Source organism: Agrobacterium sp. fls2-241-TYG-188a (genome assembly GCF_030209845.1).
Window position 1 is genome coordinate 702843 of sequence record NZ_JARVRD010000002.1, and the last position, 17715, is coordinate 720557.

Sequence of the window (17715 nt, forward strand, 5' to 3'; positions counted from 1 at the left end):
TATGACCTGAACCTTGCAGGAAACGTGGCAACAGCTTCACGTTGCAGGAAATTCTTGAGGCAAGGCCCACTGCATCAGCTATATGAGGATATTCGATTTTGCTCAGTCCGCGCGCAGGCCGGTCACCGGCGGGAACATCGCATGAAACTCTATCTCATCTATGCCGCCGCAGCGCTGGCCGAAATTGCAGGCTGCTTTGCCTTCTGGGCCTGGCTGCGCATGGAAAAGTCCATCGGCTGGCTTGTTCCCGGCGTGGCGTCGCTGGTTGTGTTTGCATGGCTTCTCGCACTGGTTCCGGCTGATGCTGCCGGACGTGCCTATGCCGCCTATGGCGGAATTTACATCGTCGCCTCACTGCTCTGGCTGTGGGCCGTCGAGGGACAGCTTCCGGACAGATTCGATATGGCCGGTGGGGCGATTTGCCTTGCGGGTGCTTCGCTCATATTGTTCGCTCCAAGAGGATGAGAGCTTAAGGCCATGTGTGGACGTTTCGTGCTGGATGCCGCGCCAGGAGAAGTCGCGGACTATATGAACCTGAGCGAGCTGGAGGATTTTCCGGCACGGTTCAACATTGCGCCGACACAGCCCATTCTGGTCGTCGTGGAAGGTGGCCACTCAGAGCCGGGAAGCAACCTGCCCAACCGGCAAGCGTTGCTTGTGCGCTGGGGCTTCCTGCCGGGCTGGGTAAAGGACCCGAAGAGATTTCCTCTGCTGATCAATGCGCGTGCCGAGACAGCAATCGGCAAAGCCTCTTTTCGGGCGGCCATGCGGCACCGGCGAATTCTTATTCCGGTTACCGGCTTCTATGAATGGCGCAGACCATCGAAAGAGGAGGGCGGGAAATCGCAGGCCTATTTCATAAAGCCCAAGCGCGGCGGCGTGATTGCCTTTGCCGGCCTGATGGAAACCTGGTCATCGGCTGATGGTTCTGAAGTGGACACTGGCGCCATTTTGACTACGGCCGCAAACCGGACGATTGGACAGATTCATGACCGGATGCCGGTTGTCGTCTCTCCGGAAGATTTCACCCGCTGGCTGGACTGCAAGACCCAGGAACCGCGCGATGTTGCGGACCTGATGCGGGCGGCGGACGAGGATTTGTTTGAGATGATTCCCGTGTCTGATAAGGTCAACAAGGTTGGCAACACCGGCGCGGATTTGCTTGAGCCGGTTGCGGAAAGTCTGCCCACAGCCCCTAAAAAGGCGCCGAAAGACGACGCGCAGATGTCGCTGTTCTAGAGCGCCTGCCTCATGACATCTGGTCAAGCCTGGACAGCTCTCTGCGCGCCATGACATCGGAATAGACGCAGTTACGACCATTGGCTTTTGCAATGTAAAGCAGTTGGTCGGCGGCCGTCAGCTGCTGATCCAGAGATCCGCCCTTTTCCACCTCCACGACGCCGACGGAAATCGTCAAAGGTATCTCGGAACCGACAAGGCTTTCCGCATTCGCTGCGACTTCCTGACGAAGGCTTTCGCAGAATGCATGCGCCTGCTGGCCGTCCAGGCCTTTGAGGAAAATCGCGAATTCTTCACCGCCAATGCGTGCGGCGAGGTGCTCGCCTTTGCTACAGAAGTCTGAGAGAAGATTGGCAAGCATTTTCAGCGCCTTGTCACCTGCGCTGTGGCCAAAGGTATCGTTGATCTGCTTGAAGTGGTCGATGTCCACAATGGCGACTGCCCCACGTGCACCAGTTACCTTCAGGTTTTCCAGCAGACCGGTTGCATGGTCGAAGAAGGAACGTCGGTTCGGCAGGCCGCTGAGGTGATCCTTTTCAGCAAGCTCACGCAGACGCATCAGCTGTTTCAACGTTTCGACATTGTTGTCGATACGACATTGCAGCTCTTCCGGCACGAAGGGCCGGTAGATGAAATCCGACGCGCCGGCTTTCAGAAAATGCGCCGAGAGCATTCTATCGGTGGATGACGAAACGCCAATAATGCGAAGTTCTTCGGAGGAGCGTCCAGCGCGGATGAGGCGCGTCAACTCGTAGCCATCCATATCCGGCATGTAGTAATCGGTAATGACGAGTTGTATCGAGGGATTGCTGGCCAGGATATCAAGGGCCTGTGCGCCCGAATAGGCCTCCTGCACGGTAAAATTCTGCCGTGTCAGAATTTCCTTGAGGCTGGACCGTGCCGCTTTCGCGTCATCAACGATGAGAATGGAAAATTGTCTGTTGGCCAAGATACGGTCGACCGTCTTGACCACCGTATCGACCGTGCGACGTCCGTCCTTGACGATATAGTCGATGATCTTCTTTTCGGCATAGTGCTGCCGTGCCTGCTCGTCCACAGTCGCCGTAAAGACAATCGTCGGGACTTTGCGCTTTTCCAGCAGATTGAGGATTTCGCCATTTGGTGCGTCGGGCACTGTCAGACCGGTCAACGCAAGCGTAAACTTATGTCGCTTGAGGAGATCAGCGGTTTGCGACATCGTTTCACAATGGAAAATCTCGGCGTTCGTCTCGTCCGCGAGCCGCGTCTTCAGCAGAATGGAAAGAGCAACTGAATCTTCGATGAGAAGAATTTTATCCCGCATGAGTTGGTCGCAACCTTTGAAAACGAATTACGGTGTCATTGTCTTCGTTCGTCTGAAAGTTGGCCAAGCTGGATAGTAGCAAACGGTAGAGAAACAATTTTCCGAAAAAAGAACGATAAACGATATTGTTTTATATTTGGTGTTTTCGCCGGCTCCAAGAATAGCCGTATCTTTGCATGGCACTGGGCGCAAATCCAGCTACTAAACCACGCCTATAAAAAATGGCACCCGAGGTGCCAGTTTCCTTATTCGTCAAAAATCTGCGCCAAATGGGCGACTGTGCCGATTTACCGCCGTCTCAGGCTGCTTTCGGCTCTTTGGATTTGCGTGTCAGCATCAAAGCGGCAGCGGCTACAGCCTTCAGGCCAAGCGGCCTGTAATGGCTGTTGAGGTCCGGTTTCGCCGGAACGTCCTGTTTCGTCGTTTCGCTCATTTTCAATCTCCTGAATTCCCCTGTAAAGCCGCCGATTGGCGGTCTTCCCGGAAACCTCTTTCAAAAGAAATCATGACGAATTCGAGGCAAATTCAATCAATTGAAATTTGCAGGCTGCGACATTTCGTGTCCGGGCGAATGGACTAGAGACCGCGATCCATGGCGCTACCGTCGTGATGGTCACCGTGGATATCTTCCTCGATCGTCAGCGTGCCATATCGCTTGTGCCAGATCCGGGCGCTGAAGGGCAGGAAGGCCAGATAGGCAAGGACGGTAACGACAAGCACTTCCCAGGTGAAACTCATCAACAGCGCAACGTAGAGAACGACGATGAGAATGGCGGGAAGAACCAGATCGCGGCGAATGCGGCTTTCTGATTTGCCAGACCACACCGGCAGTCGGCTGATCAGGAAATAGCCGATAAGCACCGTGTAAGCGCTGCCGATATAGGCGAAGGTCTTGCCGGGCTCTATGCCCATGAAGCCGAGATAGACCGGCAACAGAACCAGCATGGCCCCCATGGGTGCTGGAACGCCCACGAAGAACTCGTTCTGCCAGGGCGCCTTAACTTCACGCTCAATCATGACGTTGAAGCGTGCGAGCCGCAGCCCGGCGGCGATGACATAGATAAGAGCGGCGATCCAGCCCAACGAGCGGGCGTGATCGAGGAGGTAGGCATAGACGACAAGAGCGGGTGCAACGCCAAAGTTGACGATATCAGCCAGCGAGTCCATCTGGGCGCCGAACTTCGACGTCGCCTTCATCATGCGCGCCAGGCGGCCATCGACACCGTCGAGGAACGCGGCGAGCAGGACCATGCCGACCGCAAGTTCGAAGCGGCCCTCGAAGGCGAGGCGGACGCCGCTCAGGCCTGCGCAGATGGCAAGCACGGTAACGAGATTTGGAATGACAAGACGCAGCGGTATTTCCCGCAAGCGCGGCCCGCGGCCACTGTCATTGGTCATCTCTGGCTTGATGTTGCTGCCGGGCTCGGGCGTCGTCGTTTCCATGGCGTTGCTCCTGCTCAGGCTTAGCCGCGTCGGCTGATGACCGGACCCTTGGCAGAACCAAATTCCGCCAGAACGGTTTCACCGGCAATGGCTGTCTGGCCGACGGACACGCGTGTCTGGAAGCCTTCAGGCAGGAAGATGTCCAAACGAGAGCCGAAACGGATCAGGCCGAAGCGTTCGCCAGCATCGACAGGCTCGTTCGGCTTGACCCAGCAGACGATACGGCGTGCGACCATGCCGGCAATCTGCACAACGCCGACCTTGCCATGCGCGGTCTCGATGACGAGGCCATTGCGCTCATTGTCTTCCGAAGCCTTGTCGACCTCCGCGTTGAGGAACAGGCCGGGGCGATAGGCGACATTGATGATGCGGCCGCGCACAGGCGAGCGGTTAACATGGCAATTGAAGACGTTCATGAAGACGGAAACGCGAACCATCGGCTCCTTGCCAAGTTCCAATTCGAGCGGTGGAACCACGGTCTGGATCGCTGACACGGTTCCATCGGCAGGGCTGATGATGAGCGTATCATCCTGTGGCGTGACCCGCTCCGGATCCCGGAAGAAATAGGCGCACCAGGCAGTCAGAACCAGACCGATCCAGAAGAGCGGTTCGGCTATCCAGCCAAGCACCAGCGACGCGACGAAAAAGGCGGCGACGAAGACGTAACCTTCCTTGTGGACCGGCACGATGGTGTTACGAATGGTGTCGAACAGGTTCATTGATCTTTCTTCTCCGAATTTATCTTTGGTCAGCCCGGCCGGGTCGTGGCGCTATGCTGCTATGTCAACCTCGCGACCGGACTTTTGCAATGCCTGGCTCTGCAATGCCCACTCCGGCACCAAAGCCATTCTGCATATAGTCATTCCGCGACGATATTCACGCCCAGACGCGACAACACACGAATAGGTGACTACAGGCAAAACGCTTGGCGAGCAATCTGTTAGGCTTGAACGCCAGCGTTTATACGCATCAATGCGCGGGTTCTCCCCGGTCCACGACACCCAGGTCGTCCTGTTCCCTGACTTCGCGCAGGCGTTCTTCCGCCTGGATGGCTTCGCGCTGGCGGCTCCACATGGAGGCATAGAGCCCGCCCATCTCGATGAGTGACGCATGGGTGCCACGTTCGGCAATCGTACCGTCCTTGAGAACGATGATCTCATCTGCGCCGATGACGGTGGAGAGGCGGTGGGCGATGACCAGCGTCGTGCGGTTCTTGGAGACGATATCCAGCGCGCTTTGAATTTCCTGTTCGGTGTGAGTGTCGAGCGCCGAGGTTGCCTCATCAAGGATGAGGATGGGCGGTGCCTTCAATATCGTGCGGGCAATGGCAACGCGCTGTTTTTCACCGCCGGAAAGCTTCAACCCACGCTCTCCAACCATGGTCTGATATCCCTGCGGCAGCTTGCTGATGAAGCCGCTGATCTGGGCGGCACTGGCTGCTGCCATGATTTCGTCCTGCGACGCATCCGGCCGTCCATAGCGGACGTTGTAGGCGAGCGTATCGTTGAACAGCACCGTATCCTGCGGCACCATGCCGATAACCGAACGCAGGCTTTTCTGCGTTACATCGCGGATATCCTGCCCATCGATGGTGATCGAGCCGTCTTGAATGTCGTAGAAGCGATAGAGCAATCGCGACAGGGTGGACTTGCCCGCGCCGGATGGTCCGACGATCGCAATTGTCTTTCCGGCGGGCACATCGAAGGAAATGCCCTTGAGGATTGGACGGTCGGGATCATAGGCAAATCGCACGTCGCGGAAACTGACCGTACCCGCGCCGATCTGAAGTTCCTTCGCGTTCGGTGCATCCACCACCTCTGCCTCGACTTCCAGAAGGTCGAACATCTCCTCGATGTCAGTCAGGCCCTGGCGGATTTCGCGATAGACGAAGCCGATGAAATTCAGCGGCACCGAGAGCTGCAGCAGCAGGGCGTTGATGAAAACGAAATCACCGATGGTCTGCTCGCCGCGCTGCACTGCCAAGGCAGACAGCACCATCATGACGGTGGAGCCAAGGCCAAAAATGACGCCCTGGCCGAAGTTGAGCCAGCCGAGCGACGTCCAGATGGCGGTTGCCGACTTCTCATATTTCGCCATGGAGGCATCGAAGCGGCGCGCTTCCATGTCTTCGTTTCCGAAATATTTGACGGTTTCAAAATTCAGCAGCGAGTCAATCGCCTTGGTATTGGCGTCCGTGTCGCTGTCATTCATCGATCTGCGGATGGAAATGCGCCAGTTGCTGGCCTTTACCGTGAACCAGATATAGGCCCAGACGGTGATGACGGTGACCGCCACATAGATGAAACCGTAGGTCATCCAGAAGACGATGACGGTCAGCAGAAACTCGATGAATGTGGGTGCCGTGTTCAGGATCGTGAACCGGACGATGGTTTCGATACCCTTGGTGCCGCGCTCGATGACGCGCGACAGGCCGCCGGTCTTGCGCTCCAGATGAAAGCGCAGGGAGAGGCGGTGCATGTGCACGAAGGTCTTGAAGGCAAGCTGGCGGACTGCGTGCTGGCCAACGGAGGCAAAGAGCGAATCCCGCAGCTGGTTGAGAGCGACCTGCAAAAGGCGCGTCAGATTATAAGCCACGACAAGTGCGACGGCACCCAACAGGAAGACGGGGACGAGCCCCGCCATATCGAGCTTGCCGTTCAGTGCATCCGTTGCCCATTTGAAGAAGTAGGGAACGGATATGAGAACGAACTTGGCGAGGATAAGAAAGAACGTGGCCCAGACGACCCGCATCTTGAGGTCTGGCCTGCCTTCGGGCCACATATAGGGCCAAAGATTTATGATCGTCTGCAACGGATTGCCCGAATCCGCTGAAATCGTCTTCTTCTTGTCCGTCATGCTCTGCTCCGGAAGGCGTCTGCCGGAATGCAGACAGCAACACGGCGGCTTCCTTGAAGCCGCCGTCTCAAATTAGATATAGCTGTCTTTCGGGCAATGCAATGCCGCAGGGGAGATCACCGACCCATCAGGCGCTTGCGGTGCAGCTCTTCGGCATTGGGCAGGGCATTTTCAGGAACGCCGAAGATCTGGCCGGGCTCGATCAGATCAGGATTTGCGATCTGATCCTGATTGGCAAGATAGATCGTCGTATATCGAACACCCTGACCGTAAACGCGGCGAGAAATCTGCCACAGAGTATCGCCGCGTCTGATGATGACGGCGCTGTCGCTGTGGGCGAGAGGTGCCTGTTCGAAGGTTTTCGGACCAGTCTGTGGTTGGGCCTGCGTTGTGGAAGCCGCAGCATTGGCAGCTTCAGGCATTGCCGCGTTCAACTGCGCGAAACGGTCGGAGAGGCTGGCGATCTGCTTGCCTATGGCCGCGACATCGTTCGGCAGACCATCGATGACGGCAAGCAGCGCACGCGCCTTGGCGACGATATCGGTAACGAAAGCCGTGAAAGCCGGATCGGCATTGGCAGCTGTACGGAATTCCGACAGCGAACGCAGGGCAATCGATGTGGCGGACTTTGCAGCTGCAACCTGTTCCAGCGCGGGCGACTTGCCGTCCGCGTAGAGACCGGAGAGAATGGCGAACGCCTTGTTCACATCAACGCGCAATGCCTCGAAAGCGGTGCGGTCACTGACAACGCCAGGGTCCTGCAGACCGGCGGCGGCACCTGTCGTTGACGACGGCTGTGTCGGCGTCTTCTGCATCGCGACCGTTGCCTGATCGCTTGCGGGACGCATGAAGGGCACGCGAACGCGAACGGTAACATTGCCCTCAGCATCAAGCGCCTCTGCCGTGACGATATGATCGCCAACGCTCAGCTCGATATCGCCCTCAATGACGAAGCTGCCGGATGCTTCTGCCTTCGCACTGCCGATCTGCTGATCGTCCACGAGGACACGCACGTTGGTGCCAGCCGGGGCGGATCCGGCGACGAAGATTTTCGTTCCCTCAAATTCCACGGCCATGACGCGGATGGATGAGGTTTCGCCGGATGTGGCGGCAGAGCCAGCCTGACCCTGCGCTGCAGGGGCTGTGGTGGATATGCCGGGCTGCACTGCTGTCTGGCCAGGCTGTGTCTCGCTGGCGTTCTGACCAGCGGCTCCGAGCGCAGGCGGGGCTGTCTCCGGCATGGTCAAGACGCGGCTGGCTTTTCCAGGCGTCGTCACCATGGCAAGAAGCTCGCCACTTTTCTGTTTCGGAACGGAAACGGTCGCGGTTTCCGTTGATTGGACCGTCGCGCCGTCCTTGCCGACGGCGCGCAGCACGATTTCATGATCGCCGGGCGGAAGCGGATTGTCGAGGACCGCGGCAAAGTCACCACTGCCTTCAACGGTCGTCTGCGCGATGACCTGTCCGTTGTTGACAATCTCAAGCTTGGAGCCCGGAGCAGCCTTGCCAGCGATGACAGCCGAACCATCCGGCTCGACGCGCAACACGTCGAAGCGTGGTAATTGAGGATCCGCTGCAGGTGTCGAAGCAGGCGTTGCGGAAGGCGCGGGCGCCGCAGGCGTTTCGGGCCGTGGTGCCCCATCGTCCGTGCCGGCAAAAACACCGGCAAGACGACGGACCTGATCCGCAGCCGCTGTCGCATCCGCAGGGAGGCCGCGCAGGAAGGTTATGGCTCTTTCGGCTGCGGTCCGCGCCGTTGTGATCAGACGTGAAGTGTTCTCGTCAAGTGATTCTGGAATATCGACATTTCCAAGTTCCTTGAGGGAATCCTCGACCTTCGCGCGTGCAGCTGCAAATTCCTCGTTGGTCGGCACCTTGTTGTCGGCAAAGCGGCCCGTCATATCCTTGATGGATTGGGTTGCGGCTTCTGCCAGACGTCCAACCTTCTCGGCGATATTGGTTGTTTCCTTCGCCGCATCCGACAGAAGGTCGCCGGATTTCTCGCTACCCATTTCCACGCTGTTCTTGACGTCGTTGCCAGCCTGATTGATGGCATCACCAATCGGTCTATCATCGGTAGACATACGTGGGAGAACGAAGAAGACCATGAGAAGCGTCGCGACGCCAAGCACGATAAGCGCCAGCAGTCCGGCCCTTTTATTGTTCATCATCACTCTCCGGGTAACTTTCTTGTCTTCACGTTGCGATAGCTAGCGTTTAAAAAACACTCATACAAGCGGCTGCCCTTGAAAAGCAGCCTATCCAGCGCTTCATTCCCCAAATTTTCTTGACGGATTGGCCGCCCGGATGTTCCCTCAGCCCATGACTGAAGAAAATACATCGATTCGATCCATCTGCGTCTATTGCGGTTCTCAGCCGGGACGCGACCCAGCCTATATGGATGCCGGGCGCGCGCTCGGCAAATCCATTGCTGAAAACGGCATCCGCCTTGTCTATGGCGGCGGCACAAAGGGCATCATGGGCGCTGTCGCAAGCGGCGTTTTGTCAAATGGCGGCGAAGTCACGGGTATCATACCGGAATTTCTGGTGGATATGGAGGCTACACGCCATTCTCTCGGACAATTGAACGAGCTCATCATCACCAAGGACATGCATGAGCGCAAGCACATGATGTTCGAACGCTCCGATGCCTTCGTTACCCTGCCGGGTGGCATCGGTACGCTGGAAGAGATAGTCGAGATCATGACCTGGGCGCAGCTTGGTCGTCACGCCAAGCCGATGGTGTTTGCCAATATCAACGGCTTCTGGGACCCGATGCTTGAACTGATCCGCCATATGCGCGACCAAGGCTTCATTCACCGGGCGCATCTGCTCAACCCGCTGGTCATCGACAAGATTGAAGATGTCGTTCCCGCCATCCTTGAGCAGGCGACGGCGCAAAACAACCCGGAAGGCGACCCATCGGTCATATCGCGCCTGTGATGCTGCTCGCAGTGGGTTGCCGCGTCTAGGACGCGGCCCTGCTGCGGACCAGCCCCGGCACGGTGTAGACCAGAAGCGCTGCCCAGATCATCATGAAGGCGGCGAGGCGCACCGTATCGAACGGCTCCTTGAAGATGAAGACTGCGATGATGAAGATGATCGAAGGCGCTATGTATTGCATGATGCCGATTGTCGAGAGCTTCAACAGCTTGGCGCCATTGCCGTAGAGAATGAGCGGCGTTGCGGTCACCACGCCGCTTGCTATGAGCAGCCATGTATCTACCGGCGTTCCCGCGAGAAAATGGGCCTGGCCCGTGCTCATGAGATAGACGATATAGGCAAGTGCGGGGGGCGTCATTAACAGGACCTCCAGCAGGAACCCCTGTGTCGGGCCTATCGGCAACGTTTTTCGGAAAAACGCATAGAAACCCCAGGAGACCGTCAGGGCGACGGAAACCCAGGGGAGGCTGCCAGCGTGCCATGTCAACAAGGCGACGGCGAGAGACGCCAGGACAATAGCCGCGATCTGAAACCGGCTGAGCTTTTCTCTCAGCAGCGCGGCTCCCAGAAAAATGCTGAAGAGCGGGTTTATAAAATAGCCAAGTGCCGCATCGAGCGCGCGGCCACTGCCAATTGCCCAGATATAGACACCCCAGTTGATGCTGATGATGGAAGCCGTCAGGCAAGCCATGGCCAACATGCGCGGTGTCGTCAGTGCCGCCCTGATTTCGGCGGTGCGACCCAGGATAACGAGCACGGCAGCGGCAATCGGCACGGACCAGACCACCCGGTGCGCAATCACCTCGAACGGCGAGACATGCGCGACAGCCTTCATGTAAAAAGGCAGAAAGCCCCACAGGATATAGGCGACGAATGCATAGGCAAATCCCCGTGCTCCATCCGCCTGTCTGGCACTTTCATTGGTTTGGTTCACGGCCATGTTGAATACCACGCTCATCGGAAAGCACCGGGCTATTCCTGTTTTGCGTGATATACCAATTCATTCGCGTGAAGGATGGTGTCAGAAAAAATGAGGCTGCCCGAAGAGATGCGCCGCCTTGAATCAGAATGTCAGGCGGTGCATCTAATCTCTTGTAACCAAGGGTTATTTTCCCGCGAAGCGATCTGTCGCCCGGATGAGCTGGTCGAGAATGCCCGGCTCGCTGACAGCGTGGCCGGCGGCCTCTACGATACGGAAGTCTGCCTTTGGCCATGCCTTTGAAAGCTGCCAGGCATATTTCAGCGGGCAGGGCATGTCGTAGCGCCCGTGGATGATGACGCCGGGAATGTCTTTCAATTTATAGGCGTCGCGCAGCAGCTGGCCCTCTTCAAACCAGCCGCCATTGACGAAATAGTGCGTTTCGATGCGCGCAAAGGCGATCGCATACTGGTCCTCGCCAAATTCATCGACCCGCGTCTGGTCCGTCACAAGCGAGATCGTGGCGCCTTCCCACTGGCTCCAGGCCCTTGCGCATTCCAGTTTTTTCTTTTCGTCAGAACCGGTGAGATAGCGGTTATAGGCCACCATCATCTCGCCGCGCTCGCCCTCAGGAATAGGCGCGATGAAGGTTTCCCAGCGATCGGGGTACATTTCCGAGACACCGAACTGGTAGTACCAGTCCAGTTCCGCCTTGGTCAGCGTGTAGATGCCGCGCAGAACAAGCTCGCTGACCCGCTCCGGATGCGTTTGCGCATAGGCGAGCGCCAAGGTCGATCCCCACGAGCCACCGAAGACCTGCCACGTCTCGAAGCCGAATTTTTCGCGCAGCTTTTCGATATCTGCCACCAGATGCCAGGTTGTATTGGCCTCAAGCGAAGCGTAGGGCGTTGAGCGTCCACATCCCCGCTGGTCGAAAAGGACGACATCATAGAGCACTGGGTCGAAAAGACGCCGCTGCATAGGGTTGACGCCGCCGCCGGGACCGCCATGCAGGAAGACAGCTGGCTTGCCGCCCTTGGTGCCGACACGCTCCCAATAGATGACATGGCCATCGCCTACATCCAGCATACCGGTTTCGAAGGGTTCGATCTCTGGATAGAAGCTGCGCAGCGTCTCGCTCATTGCATGTTCCTCAATTCACATTGTCTTCAGGTGGCCATACAGCCGTATCGTGGTCTGGATGCTGGTAGGAAACCAACGTGCTCTCATCCAGACTTTGCTGCGCATCGGGCTTATCGAACAAACTCTTGATCCATGGCATCTGCATATGGGCGTTGACCTGCACCTGCGGCTCAAGGTCTTGCGGGTGGTCGAAGGCGCCGATGGCAATCTCCACACCGCCGGGATAATGATATGTCAGCGGCGTACCGCATTTGTTGCAGAACCCGCGATGGATTTTCGCCGAAGAGCGAAAGAGCGTCGGCTGTCCGCGCGTCCATGTCAGATGCGCCTGATCCGCCGTCACCAGCGCGCCGAAGATGTTGCCGAAATGCTTCTGGCACATGCGGCAGTGGCAGATGGAAGGGCGGCCAAGCTTGCCTGCGTGAAAGCGTACCGCACCACACTGGCAGCCGCCGGAATATCCCGTATCAGTCATGATTTCTTCTCCGGCCATTCTGGCGTGTCGTGATCTGGATGCTGGTATGAGGTCAGGTTCACCAGATAGTCCACCGTGGTCAAGTCCTCTTCTGTCGCCACGGCGGGAAGGGTGTGGAGACTGTCCACGAAACCGATCTTTTTCTCTATACCCCATTGTATCGAGGGCGGAAAAGCTGAGGGATCGTCAAACGCGCCAGCCGCGATTGCCATGCCATCCGGCGCCTCATAGGTCAGCGGCGTTCCACACTCTGCACAAAAGCCACGCCGCACAACATCCGAAGACTGAAACCGCTTCGGCTCGCCTCGGGTCCATTCGAAACGCACACTACGGACCGAAACCAGTGGCGCATAATAGGCACCGAACGCCTTCTGGCACATGCGGCAATGGCAGATGGAGCTATCTTCAAGAACGCCCTCGACATGAAAGCGGATCGCACCGCATTGGCATCCACCGGTGTGGATCGTCATGGCTTGTCCTCCTCGATTGCTCTCTGGATGTGGAGACTTGGATTGTCGACACACTGTGAGATGCCGTTGCGGGACGGCATCCAACCCGATCACCAGCTTATGCGAAGGACGAGCAAAATCAACGATACATCCAAGACGCTGTGACGTCGCTGCGAAACAGAGAGGGGGCGTGCCGCGAAGCAAGCCCCCTGTGCAGCCAAAATTGCAGCGGTAGCGAAAGCCTTCAACTAAGGTGCGAAAAACCTATCGCTTGATTTCCCAGGTCGTTATCCGCTCGCCGGTTTCCTTGTTCTTGCCGTCCTTCAACTGGATGCCTTTGGCCAGGAGGTCGTCGCGGATGCGATCTGCTTCCGCGAAGTTCTTCGCCTTCAGCATCTCGAGCCGCATTTCCACCAGAGAATCAACCGCTGCCGCAATGGCATCATCCACAACGGCCTTTTTAGGCAAAACACCCAGCAATGCGGCACTGGCTGCGAAAGCGGGCAGCTTTTCCAGATCGGCATTGGCGGCTTGCGCGAGTGCGTGAAGGGCTTGCACAGCCGCCACCGTGTTGAGATCGTCCGCCAAGGCATCCAGCACCGTATGATCGGGCTCGGCATCGCTGACATCAGCGGCAGGCCATTTCGCCAGCAGACGTTCTGCCTCTTCCAGACGCTTGACCGAAAAATCGATAGGCTCGCGGTAATGGGTCATCAGCATGGCAAGACGCAGCACGTCTCCCGCCCACTTCCGACCGCCAAATGTTTCGGTGTGCAGCAACTCGTGGATTGTGATGAAATTGCCATCCGACTTCGACATTTTGCGGCCTTCGACCTGCACGAAGCCGTTATGCATCCAGACATTGGCCATGACATGCGTGCCGTGGGCGCAGCGCGACTGGGCGATCTCGTTTTCGTGGTGTGGGAAAATCAGGTCCAGCCCGCCGCCATGAATATCGAAGGTCTCGCCAAGGTAACGACCAGACATGGCCGAGCATTCGATGTGCCAGCCGGGGCGACCGCGGCCCCATGGGCTTTCCCAGCCGGGCTCATTGTGGCCCGAAAGCTTCCAGAGCACGAAATCTCCGGGGCTCTTCTTGTGAACCTCGACCGCCACGCGCGCACCCGCCTGCTGTTCGTCCAGCGGGCGCTTGGAAAGTTGGCCGTAATCGCCCATGGATTTCGTATCGAACAGGACTTCACCGCTGGCGACATAGGCGTGCCCGCGCGCAATCAGTTTCTCGATGATCTCGATCATCTGCGCGATATTGTCGGTGGCGCGGGGCTCGACCGTCGGCTCCAGGCATCCCAGCATGGCGACATCGTCGTGGAATTGCTGTGCCGTCTTTTCAGTGACGGAATGGATGGCATCGTTCAGTGGCAGGTCAGGGTAATCCCGCAGCGCACGCGCATTGATCTTGTCATCGACATCGGTGATGTTGCGCGCATAGGTAACGTGTTCCTGGCCATAGACATGACGCAGAAGCCTGTAGAGCACATCGAACACGATGACGGGACGCGCATTGCCAATATGGGCGAAGTCATAAACAGTAGGACCGCACACATACATGCGGACATTATCAGCATCGATCGGCTGGAAATCAGTCTTTTCGCGGGTCAGCGTATTGTAAAACTTCAGGCGCGACATGGGATTTTTCCTCAAGGGCAATCAATTCCCCAGCCGGAACGTTTGTCTGCTTTGACCTTTCGGGAGACGAAAACGATCTGGCGGGGTGGTTAAACCGGCAAAATTCAACTCAGCAACAGCAGCAGATCGTTATTTTCATGGCTTGCCTTATGAAACGGCAAGAGGTTCCGGTCAAGAGCTGTGGTGCGCCGCTGCGCACCAATCTCCACCTTTACTCCGGTGCGCGGTAGCTCACGAACTTCCGGTCGCGGACCACGTAGATCCTGCCGGTTTCCGTAACCTCAGGTGAGGCCAGCGGCAGAATGGCGGCTGCGACCTCTGATGGATGGGGCAGGGTGTCAGGATTTTCGCCTGGCATGGCCTGGGCGCGCATGGCCGTGCGGGTGGCGCCGGGATTGATGCTGTTGACGCGCAGTGCGGTCGCTTCCGTTTCCGCTGCCCATGTGCGGGCGAGAGCCTCGACCGCTGCCTTGGACGTTGAATAGGCACCCCAGAAGGGACGGCAGGAATGCGGTGCGCCCGATGAGAGGATGAGCGCGCGGCCTGCATCGGATTTCAACAACAGGGGTTCTACGGATCGGATCAGGCGCCATGTGGCAGTGACGTTGATGGTCATGACCTTTTCGAAGACCTTCGCCTCGATATGCCCGACGGGAGAAATGACGCCAAGCACGCCCGCATTGGCAACGAGAATGTCCAGCTTGCCCCAGCGCTGATGGATGGATGCGCCGAGTGCATCAATGGCGTTCATATCCGCAAGATCAAACGGCACCAAGGTTGCGGTACCGCCCGCTGCCTTGATGGCATCATCTAGGTCTTCGAGACCGCCGACCGTTCTGGCGCATGCTATGACATGTGCCCCGGCTTTTGCCAGTTCCAGCGCCGTGAAATAACCGATGCCACGGGATGCGCCGGTCACGAGCGCGATGCGGCCTTTAAGGTCGATGGTCATTGTCTCCCCCGAGAAGATGTTTAAGAGTGCGTCTTAAAGGCAAGCGCACCAGACGGCAATTGGCCGGGACGTCGCATGGGCAGGTGCGACAAGAAAAGCCCGCGCAGCAGCGCGGGCAATCTTCAATCAGCCATTGCTGGCAAGCATGGAAATCTTGTTGCCCATGGCTTCGCCATTCTTGTCCAGAAGGCGGGTCGGATATTCACCGGTAAAATAATGATCGGTAAACTGCGGACGGGCAGGGTTGCGGTCCACGCCGCCCACGGCCTGATAAAGGCCATTGATGGAAAGAAATGCCAGCGAATCCACGCCGATGAACTTCGCCATGTCGGCGACATCGGCATACTGGTTTGCCAGCAGCTTGTCGGCATCCGGCGTATCGATACCGTAGAAATCCGGATGGAAAATCATCGGGCTGGCAACGCGGATGTGCACTTCCTTGGCACCGGCCTCGCGGATCATCTGCACGATCTTGACCGATGTGGTGCCGCGCACGATGGAGTCATCCACCAGAACGACCCGCTTGCCTTCGATCATGGCGCGGTTGGCGGAATGCTTGAGCTTGACGCCCAGTGCACGAATGGACTGGGTTGGCTCGATGAAGGTGCGGCCGACATAGTGGTTGCGGATGATGCCATATTCGAACGGAATGCCGCTTTCCTGCGCAAAGCCTAGAGCAGCGGGCGTGCCGCCATCCGGCACGGGCACGACAACATCGGCCTCCAGCGGCGCTTCCTTGGCAAGGATGCTGCCCATGTTCTTGCGGGTCGTGTAAACGTTGCGACCGCCCACCACGGAATCCGGACGTGCGAAATAGACATATTCGAACAGGCACAGGCGTTCTGGCTGTGGCTTCACCGGCTTGCGGGCATCAATGCTGATCGAGCCGTCCGGCTGTATCTCGCAGATGATGACCTCGCCATTTTCGACATCACGAATGAACTTGGCGCCGATAATATCGAGCGCGCAGGTTTCGGAGCAGAAAATCGGCTTGCCATCGAGTTCACCCATGACAAGCGGGCGGATGCCCGTGGGGTCACGTGCGGCAATCAGCTTGGTGCGCGTCATCGCCAGCATCGAATAGCCGCCTTCCATCTGCCTGATGGCATCGATGAAGCGATCGGCGGTGGAGGAGTGGCGGGAGCGGGCGATCAGGTGGAGAACGACTTCGGTGTCGGATGTAGACTGACAGATGGCACCGGTTGCGATGATCTGGCGACGAAGCGTCAGGCCGTTGGTGAAGTTGCCGTTATGGGCAACCGCGATGCCGCCTTCTTCCAGTTCTGCAAACAGCGGCTGCACGTTGCGCATCGCGACTTCGCCGGTGGTGGAGTAACGCGTATGGCCGATGCAGATGGAGCCGGGCAGGCGGGCCAGCGTGGCTGGATTGGTATAATGGTCTCCGACAAGGCCCATATGCCGTTCCTGGTAGAACCGCTTGCCATCGAAGGACACCATGCCGGCGGCTTCCTGGCCGCGGTGCTGCAGGGCGTGCAGGCCAAGAGCCGTCAGTGCCGCCGCATCGGGATGGCCGAGGACGCCGAACACGCCGCATTCCTCATGCAGCGTATCGCCATCAAGAATGTCGTTGAAAGTAGAATGCGAAAGCGGCTCATTCATCTGGCTTGCCTTTGCTGAAGTGCCAAAAACAAAAACCGCGCCGGGGAGATCGTCCACCAGTTTGGTCTGTCTACTGCCTATATTGAATATCTAGCACAAATAGCGCGCCTTGCATGTATTGCAAGACGCGCATGACCGTCAATTGTTTGTGGCTGGAGCGGTTGTCGCAGGTGCGTCTTCCGCTGGAGTCTGCTCGGTCGTTCCTTCCGCTGGCTTGCCCAGAATGCGGGCCCGGATTTGCGGCTCGATATTGTCGGGAAGGGCCGCTTCAAGCTTCGAGACCAGACCGTCCAGGAAAGGCTTGGACTTGGCCTGCGTTACCCATTCCGGCTGGGTTCTGACATCGACCAGCCAGTTCCAGAAGGCAACGGCGACGACCAGAAGCAGGATGCCGCGGGCCGCCCCGAAGAGAAAGCCGAGTGTCCGATCCAGAGCGCCGATACGGCTGTCGATGATGAAATCGGCAATCCGCGACGTTATGAAGGATATGATGATGAGGGCGACGAGGAAGATGACGCCCGCCGAACCGGCAACCGCGATCTTTTCGTCATCGGTATAGTTGCGCGCATAGGGCAGCAGCACCGGATAGAGATAATAGGCGGCCGCGACCGAGCCGCCCCAACTAGCGATGGACAAAATTTCCCGCGAAAACCCCCGCACCATGGCGAGAATAGCGGAGAATAGAACGACGGCAATGACTATGCCGTCGAAAATCGTAATGGGCAT

At 57.8% G+C, this 17715-nt stretch carries 17 protein-coding genes; 3 read left to right on the forward strand and 14 right to left on the reverse strand.

Translation table 11 applies throughout. The features are described 5' to 3' along the window. Positions 1-141 precede the first annotated feature (141 nt). Complete coding sequence (locus tag QRN85_RS10210) at positions 142-465, forward strand: YnfA family protein (RefSeq protein ID WP_112961287.1); 324 nt, start codon at positions 142-144, stop codon at positions 463-465. Between the two features lie 12 nt (positions 466-477). Beyond that, positions 478-1239 (forward strand): SOS response-associated peptidase, encoded by a 762-nt coding sequence (locus tag QRN85_RS10215; protein WP_284757793.1) that lies wholly within the window; start codon positions 478-480, stop codon positions 1237-1239. A gap of 10 nt (positions 1240-1249) precedes the next feature. Here the strand turns inward: QRN85_RS10215 and QRN85_RS10220 are convergent, their stop codons facing one another. From QRN85_RS10220 to QRN85_RS10245, 6 genes are all read right to left on the reverse strand, one after another. Then, positions 1250-2542 (reverse strand): GGDEF domain-containing response regulator, encoded by a 1293-nt coding sequence (locus QRN85_RS10220; protein WP_112961291.1) that lies wholly within the window; start codon positions 2540-2542, stop codon positions 1250-1252. 298 nt (positions 2543-2840) lie between these two features. Beyond that, a complete protein-coding gene (locus QRN85_RS10225) occupies positions 2841-2975 on the reverse strand; it encodes a hypothetical protein (RefSeq protein WP_280136380.1) in 135 nt (44 codons plus the stop codon). Positions 2976-3118: 143 nt separating this feature from the next. Next, entirely contained in the window at positions 3119-3985 is an 867-nt protein-coding gene (locus QRN85_RS10230) for a CDP-alcohol phosphatidyltransferase family protein (protein WP_062586963.1), read from the reverse strand. A 20-nt stretch (positions 3986-4005) separates the two neighbouring features. After that, a complete protein-coding gene (locus QRN85_RS10235) occupies positions 4006-4704 on the reverse strand; it encodes a phosphatidylserine decarboxylase (protein WP_112961293.1) in 699 nt (232 codons plus the stop codon). A gap of 250 nt (positions 4705-4954) precedes the next feature. Beyond that, positions 4955-6841, reverse strand: coding sequence for an ABCB family ABC transporter ATP-binding protein/permease (locus QRN85_RS10240; protein ID WP_284757795.1), 1887 nt, complete (start codon positions 6839-6841; stop codon positions 4955-4957). Positions 6842-6957: 116 nt separating this feature from the next. After that, positions 6958-9009: a LysM peptidoglycan-binding domain-containing protein gene (locus tag QRN85_RS10245; protein WP_284757796.1), complete on the reverse strand. Its 2052-nt coding sequence runs from the start codon at positions 9007-9009 to the stop codon at positions 6958-6960. Positions 9010-9163: 154 nt separating this feature from the next. Between QRN85_RS10245 and QRN85_RS10250 the strand changes: the two genes are divergently transcribed. Continuing rightward, the gene (locus QRN85_RS10250; RefSeq protein WP_162928075.1) at positions 9164-9784 is read left to right on the forward strand and encodes an LOG family protein; all 621 of its coding nucleotides are present in this window, start codon (positions 9164-9166) and stop codon (positions 9782-9784) included. A gap of 25 nt (positions 9785-9809) precedes the next feature. Here QRN85_RS10250 and rarD read toward each other — a convergent pair whose 3' ends face one another. The 8 genes from rarD to QRN85_RS10290 form a co-directional block, all read right to left on the reverse strand. Then, entirely contained in the window at positions 9810-10724 is a 915-nt protein-coding gene (gene rarD / locus QRN85_RS10255) for an EamA family transporter RarD (protein WP_284757799.1), read from the reverse strand. Positions 10725-10889: 165 nt separating this feature from the next. Continuing rightward, a complete protein-coding gene (pip, locus tag QRN85_RS10260; protein WP_284757802.1) occupies positions 10890-11846 on the reverse strand; it encodes a prolyl aminopeptidase in 957 nt (318 codons plus the stop codon). A gap of 10 nt (positions 11847-11856) precedes the next feature. After that, positions 11857-12321 carry a GFA family protein gene (locus tag QRN85_RS10265; RefSeq protein WP_284757823.1) on the reverse strand — a complete coding sequence of 155 codons (465 nt, stop codon included), beginning with the start codon at positions 12319-12321 and terminating at the stop codon, positions 11857-11859. Continuing rightward, a complete protein-coding gene (locus QRN85_RS10270; protein WP_284757824.1) occupies positions 12318-12791 on the reverse strand; it encodes a GFA family protein in 474 nt (157 codons plus the stop codon). Before QRN85_RS10270 ends, QRN85_RS10265 begins: the two co-directional genes overlap by 4 nt. A 243-nt stretch (positions 12792-13034) precedes the next feature. Then, entirely contained in the window at positions 13035-14417 is a 1383-nt protein-coding gene (gene cysS / locus QRN85_RS10275; RefSeq protein WP_284757825.1) for a cysteine--tRNA ligase, read from the reverse strand. Between the two features lie 211 nt (positions 14418-14628). Next, positions 14629-15369: an SDR family NAD(P)-dependent oxidoreductase gene (locus QRN85_RS10280; protein ID WP_284757826.1), complete on the reverse strand. Its 741-nt coding sequence runs from the start codon at positions 15367-15369 to the stop codon at positions 14629-14631. 126 nt (positions 15370-15495) lie between these two features. Further along, positions 15496-16989, reverse strand: coding sequence for an amidophosphoribosyltransferase (gene purF / locus QRN85_RS10285; protein WP_113093017.1), 1494 nt, complete (start codon positions 16987-16989; stop codon positions 15496-15498). A 138-nt stretch (positions 16990-17127) separates the two neighbouring features. Beyond that, positions 17128-17715 (reverse strand): CvpA family protein, encoded by a 588-nt coding sequence (locus QRN85_RS10290; RefSeq protein WP_062586974.1) that lies wholly within the window; start codon positions 17713-17715, stop codon positions 17128-17130.

Bases quoted from the DNA above. Each gene is read 5' to 3' on its own strand.
- QRN85_RS10210 (WP_112961287.1), top strand. From the start codon at position 142: ATGAAACTCTATCTCATCTATGCCGCCGCAGCGCTGGCCGAAATTGCA.
- QRN85_RS10215 (WP_284757793.1), top strand. From the start codon at position 478: ATGTGTGGACGTTTCGTGCTGGATGCCGCGCCAGGAGAAGTCGCGGAC.
- QRN85_RS10220 (WP_112961291.1), bottom strand. From the start codon at position 2,542: ATGCGGGATAAAATTCTTCTCATCGAAGATTCAGTTGCTCTTTCCATT.
- QRN85_RS10225 (WP_280136380.1), bottom strand. From the start codon at position 2,975: ATGAGCGAAACGACGAAACAGGACGTTCCGGCGAAACCGGACCTCAAC.
- QRN85_RS10230 (WP_062586963.1), bottom strand. From the start codon at position 3,985: ATGGAAACGACGACGCCCGAGCCCGGCAGCAACATCAAGCCAGAGATG.
- QRN85_RS10235 (WP_112961293.1), bottom strand. From the start codon at position 4,704: ATGAACCTGTTCGACACCATTCGTAACACCATCGTGCCGGTCCACAAG.
- QRN85_RS10240 (WP_284757795.1), bottom strand. From the start codon at position 6,841: ATGACGGACAAGAAGAAGACGATTTCAGCGGATTCGGGCAATCCGTTG.
- QRN85_RS10245 (WP_284757796.1), bottom strand. From the start codon at position 9,009: ATGAACAATAAAAGGGCCGGACTGCTGGCGCTTATCGTGCTTGGCGTC.
- QRN85_RS10250 (WP_162928075.1), top strand. From the start codon at position 9,164: ATGACTGAAGAAAATACATCGATTCGATCCATCTGCGTCTATTGCGGT.
- rarD (WP_284757799.1), bottom strand. From the start codon at position 10,724: ATGGCCGTGAACCAAACCAATGAAAGTGCCAGACAGGCGGATGGAGCA.
- pip (WP_284757802.1), bottom strand. From the start codon at position 11,846: ATGAGCGAGACGCTGCGCAGCTTCTATCCAGAGATCGAACCCTTCGAA.
- QRN85_RS10265 (WP_284757823.1), bottom strand. From the start codon at position 12,321: ATGACTGATACGGGATATTCCGGCGGCTGCCAGTGTGGTGCGGTACGC.
- QRN85_RS10270 (WP_284757824.1), bottom strand. From the start codon at position 12,791: ATGACGATCCACACCGGTGGATGCCAATGCGGTGCGATCCGCTTTCAT.
- cysS (WP_284757825.1), bottom strand. From the start codon at position 14,417: ATGTCGCGCCTGAAGTTTTACAATACGCTGACCCGCGAAAAGACTGAT.
- QRN85_RS10280 (WP_284757826.1), bottom strand. From the start codon at position 15,369: ATGACCATCGACCTTAAAGGCCGCATCGCGCTCGTGACCGGCGCATCC.
- purF (WP_113093017.1), bottom strand. From the start codon at position 16,989: ATGAATGAGCCGCTTTCGCATTCTACTTTCAACGACATTCTTGATGGC.
- QRN85_RS10290 (WP_062586974.1), bottom strand. From the start codon at position 17,715: ATGCCCATTACGATTTTCGACGGCATAGTCATTGCCGTCGTTCTATTC.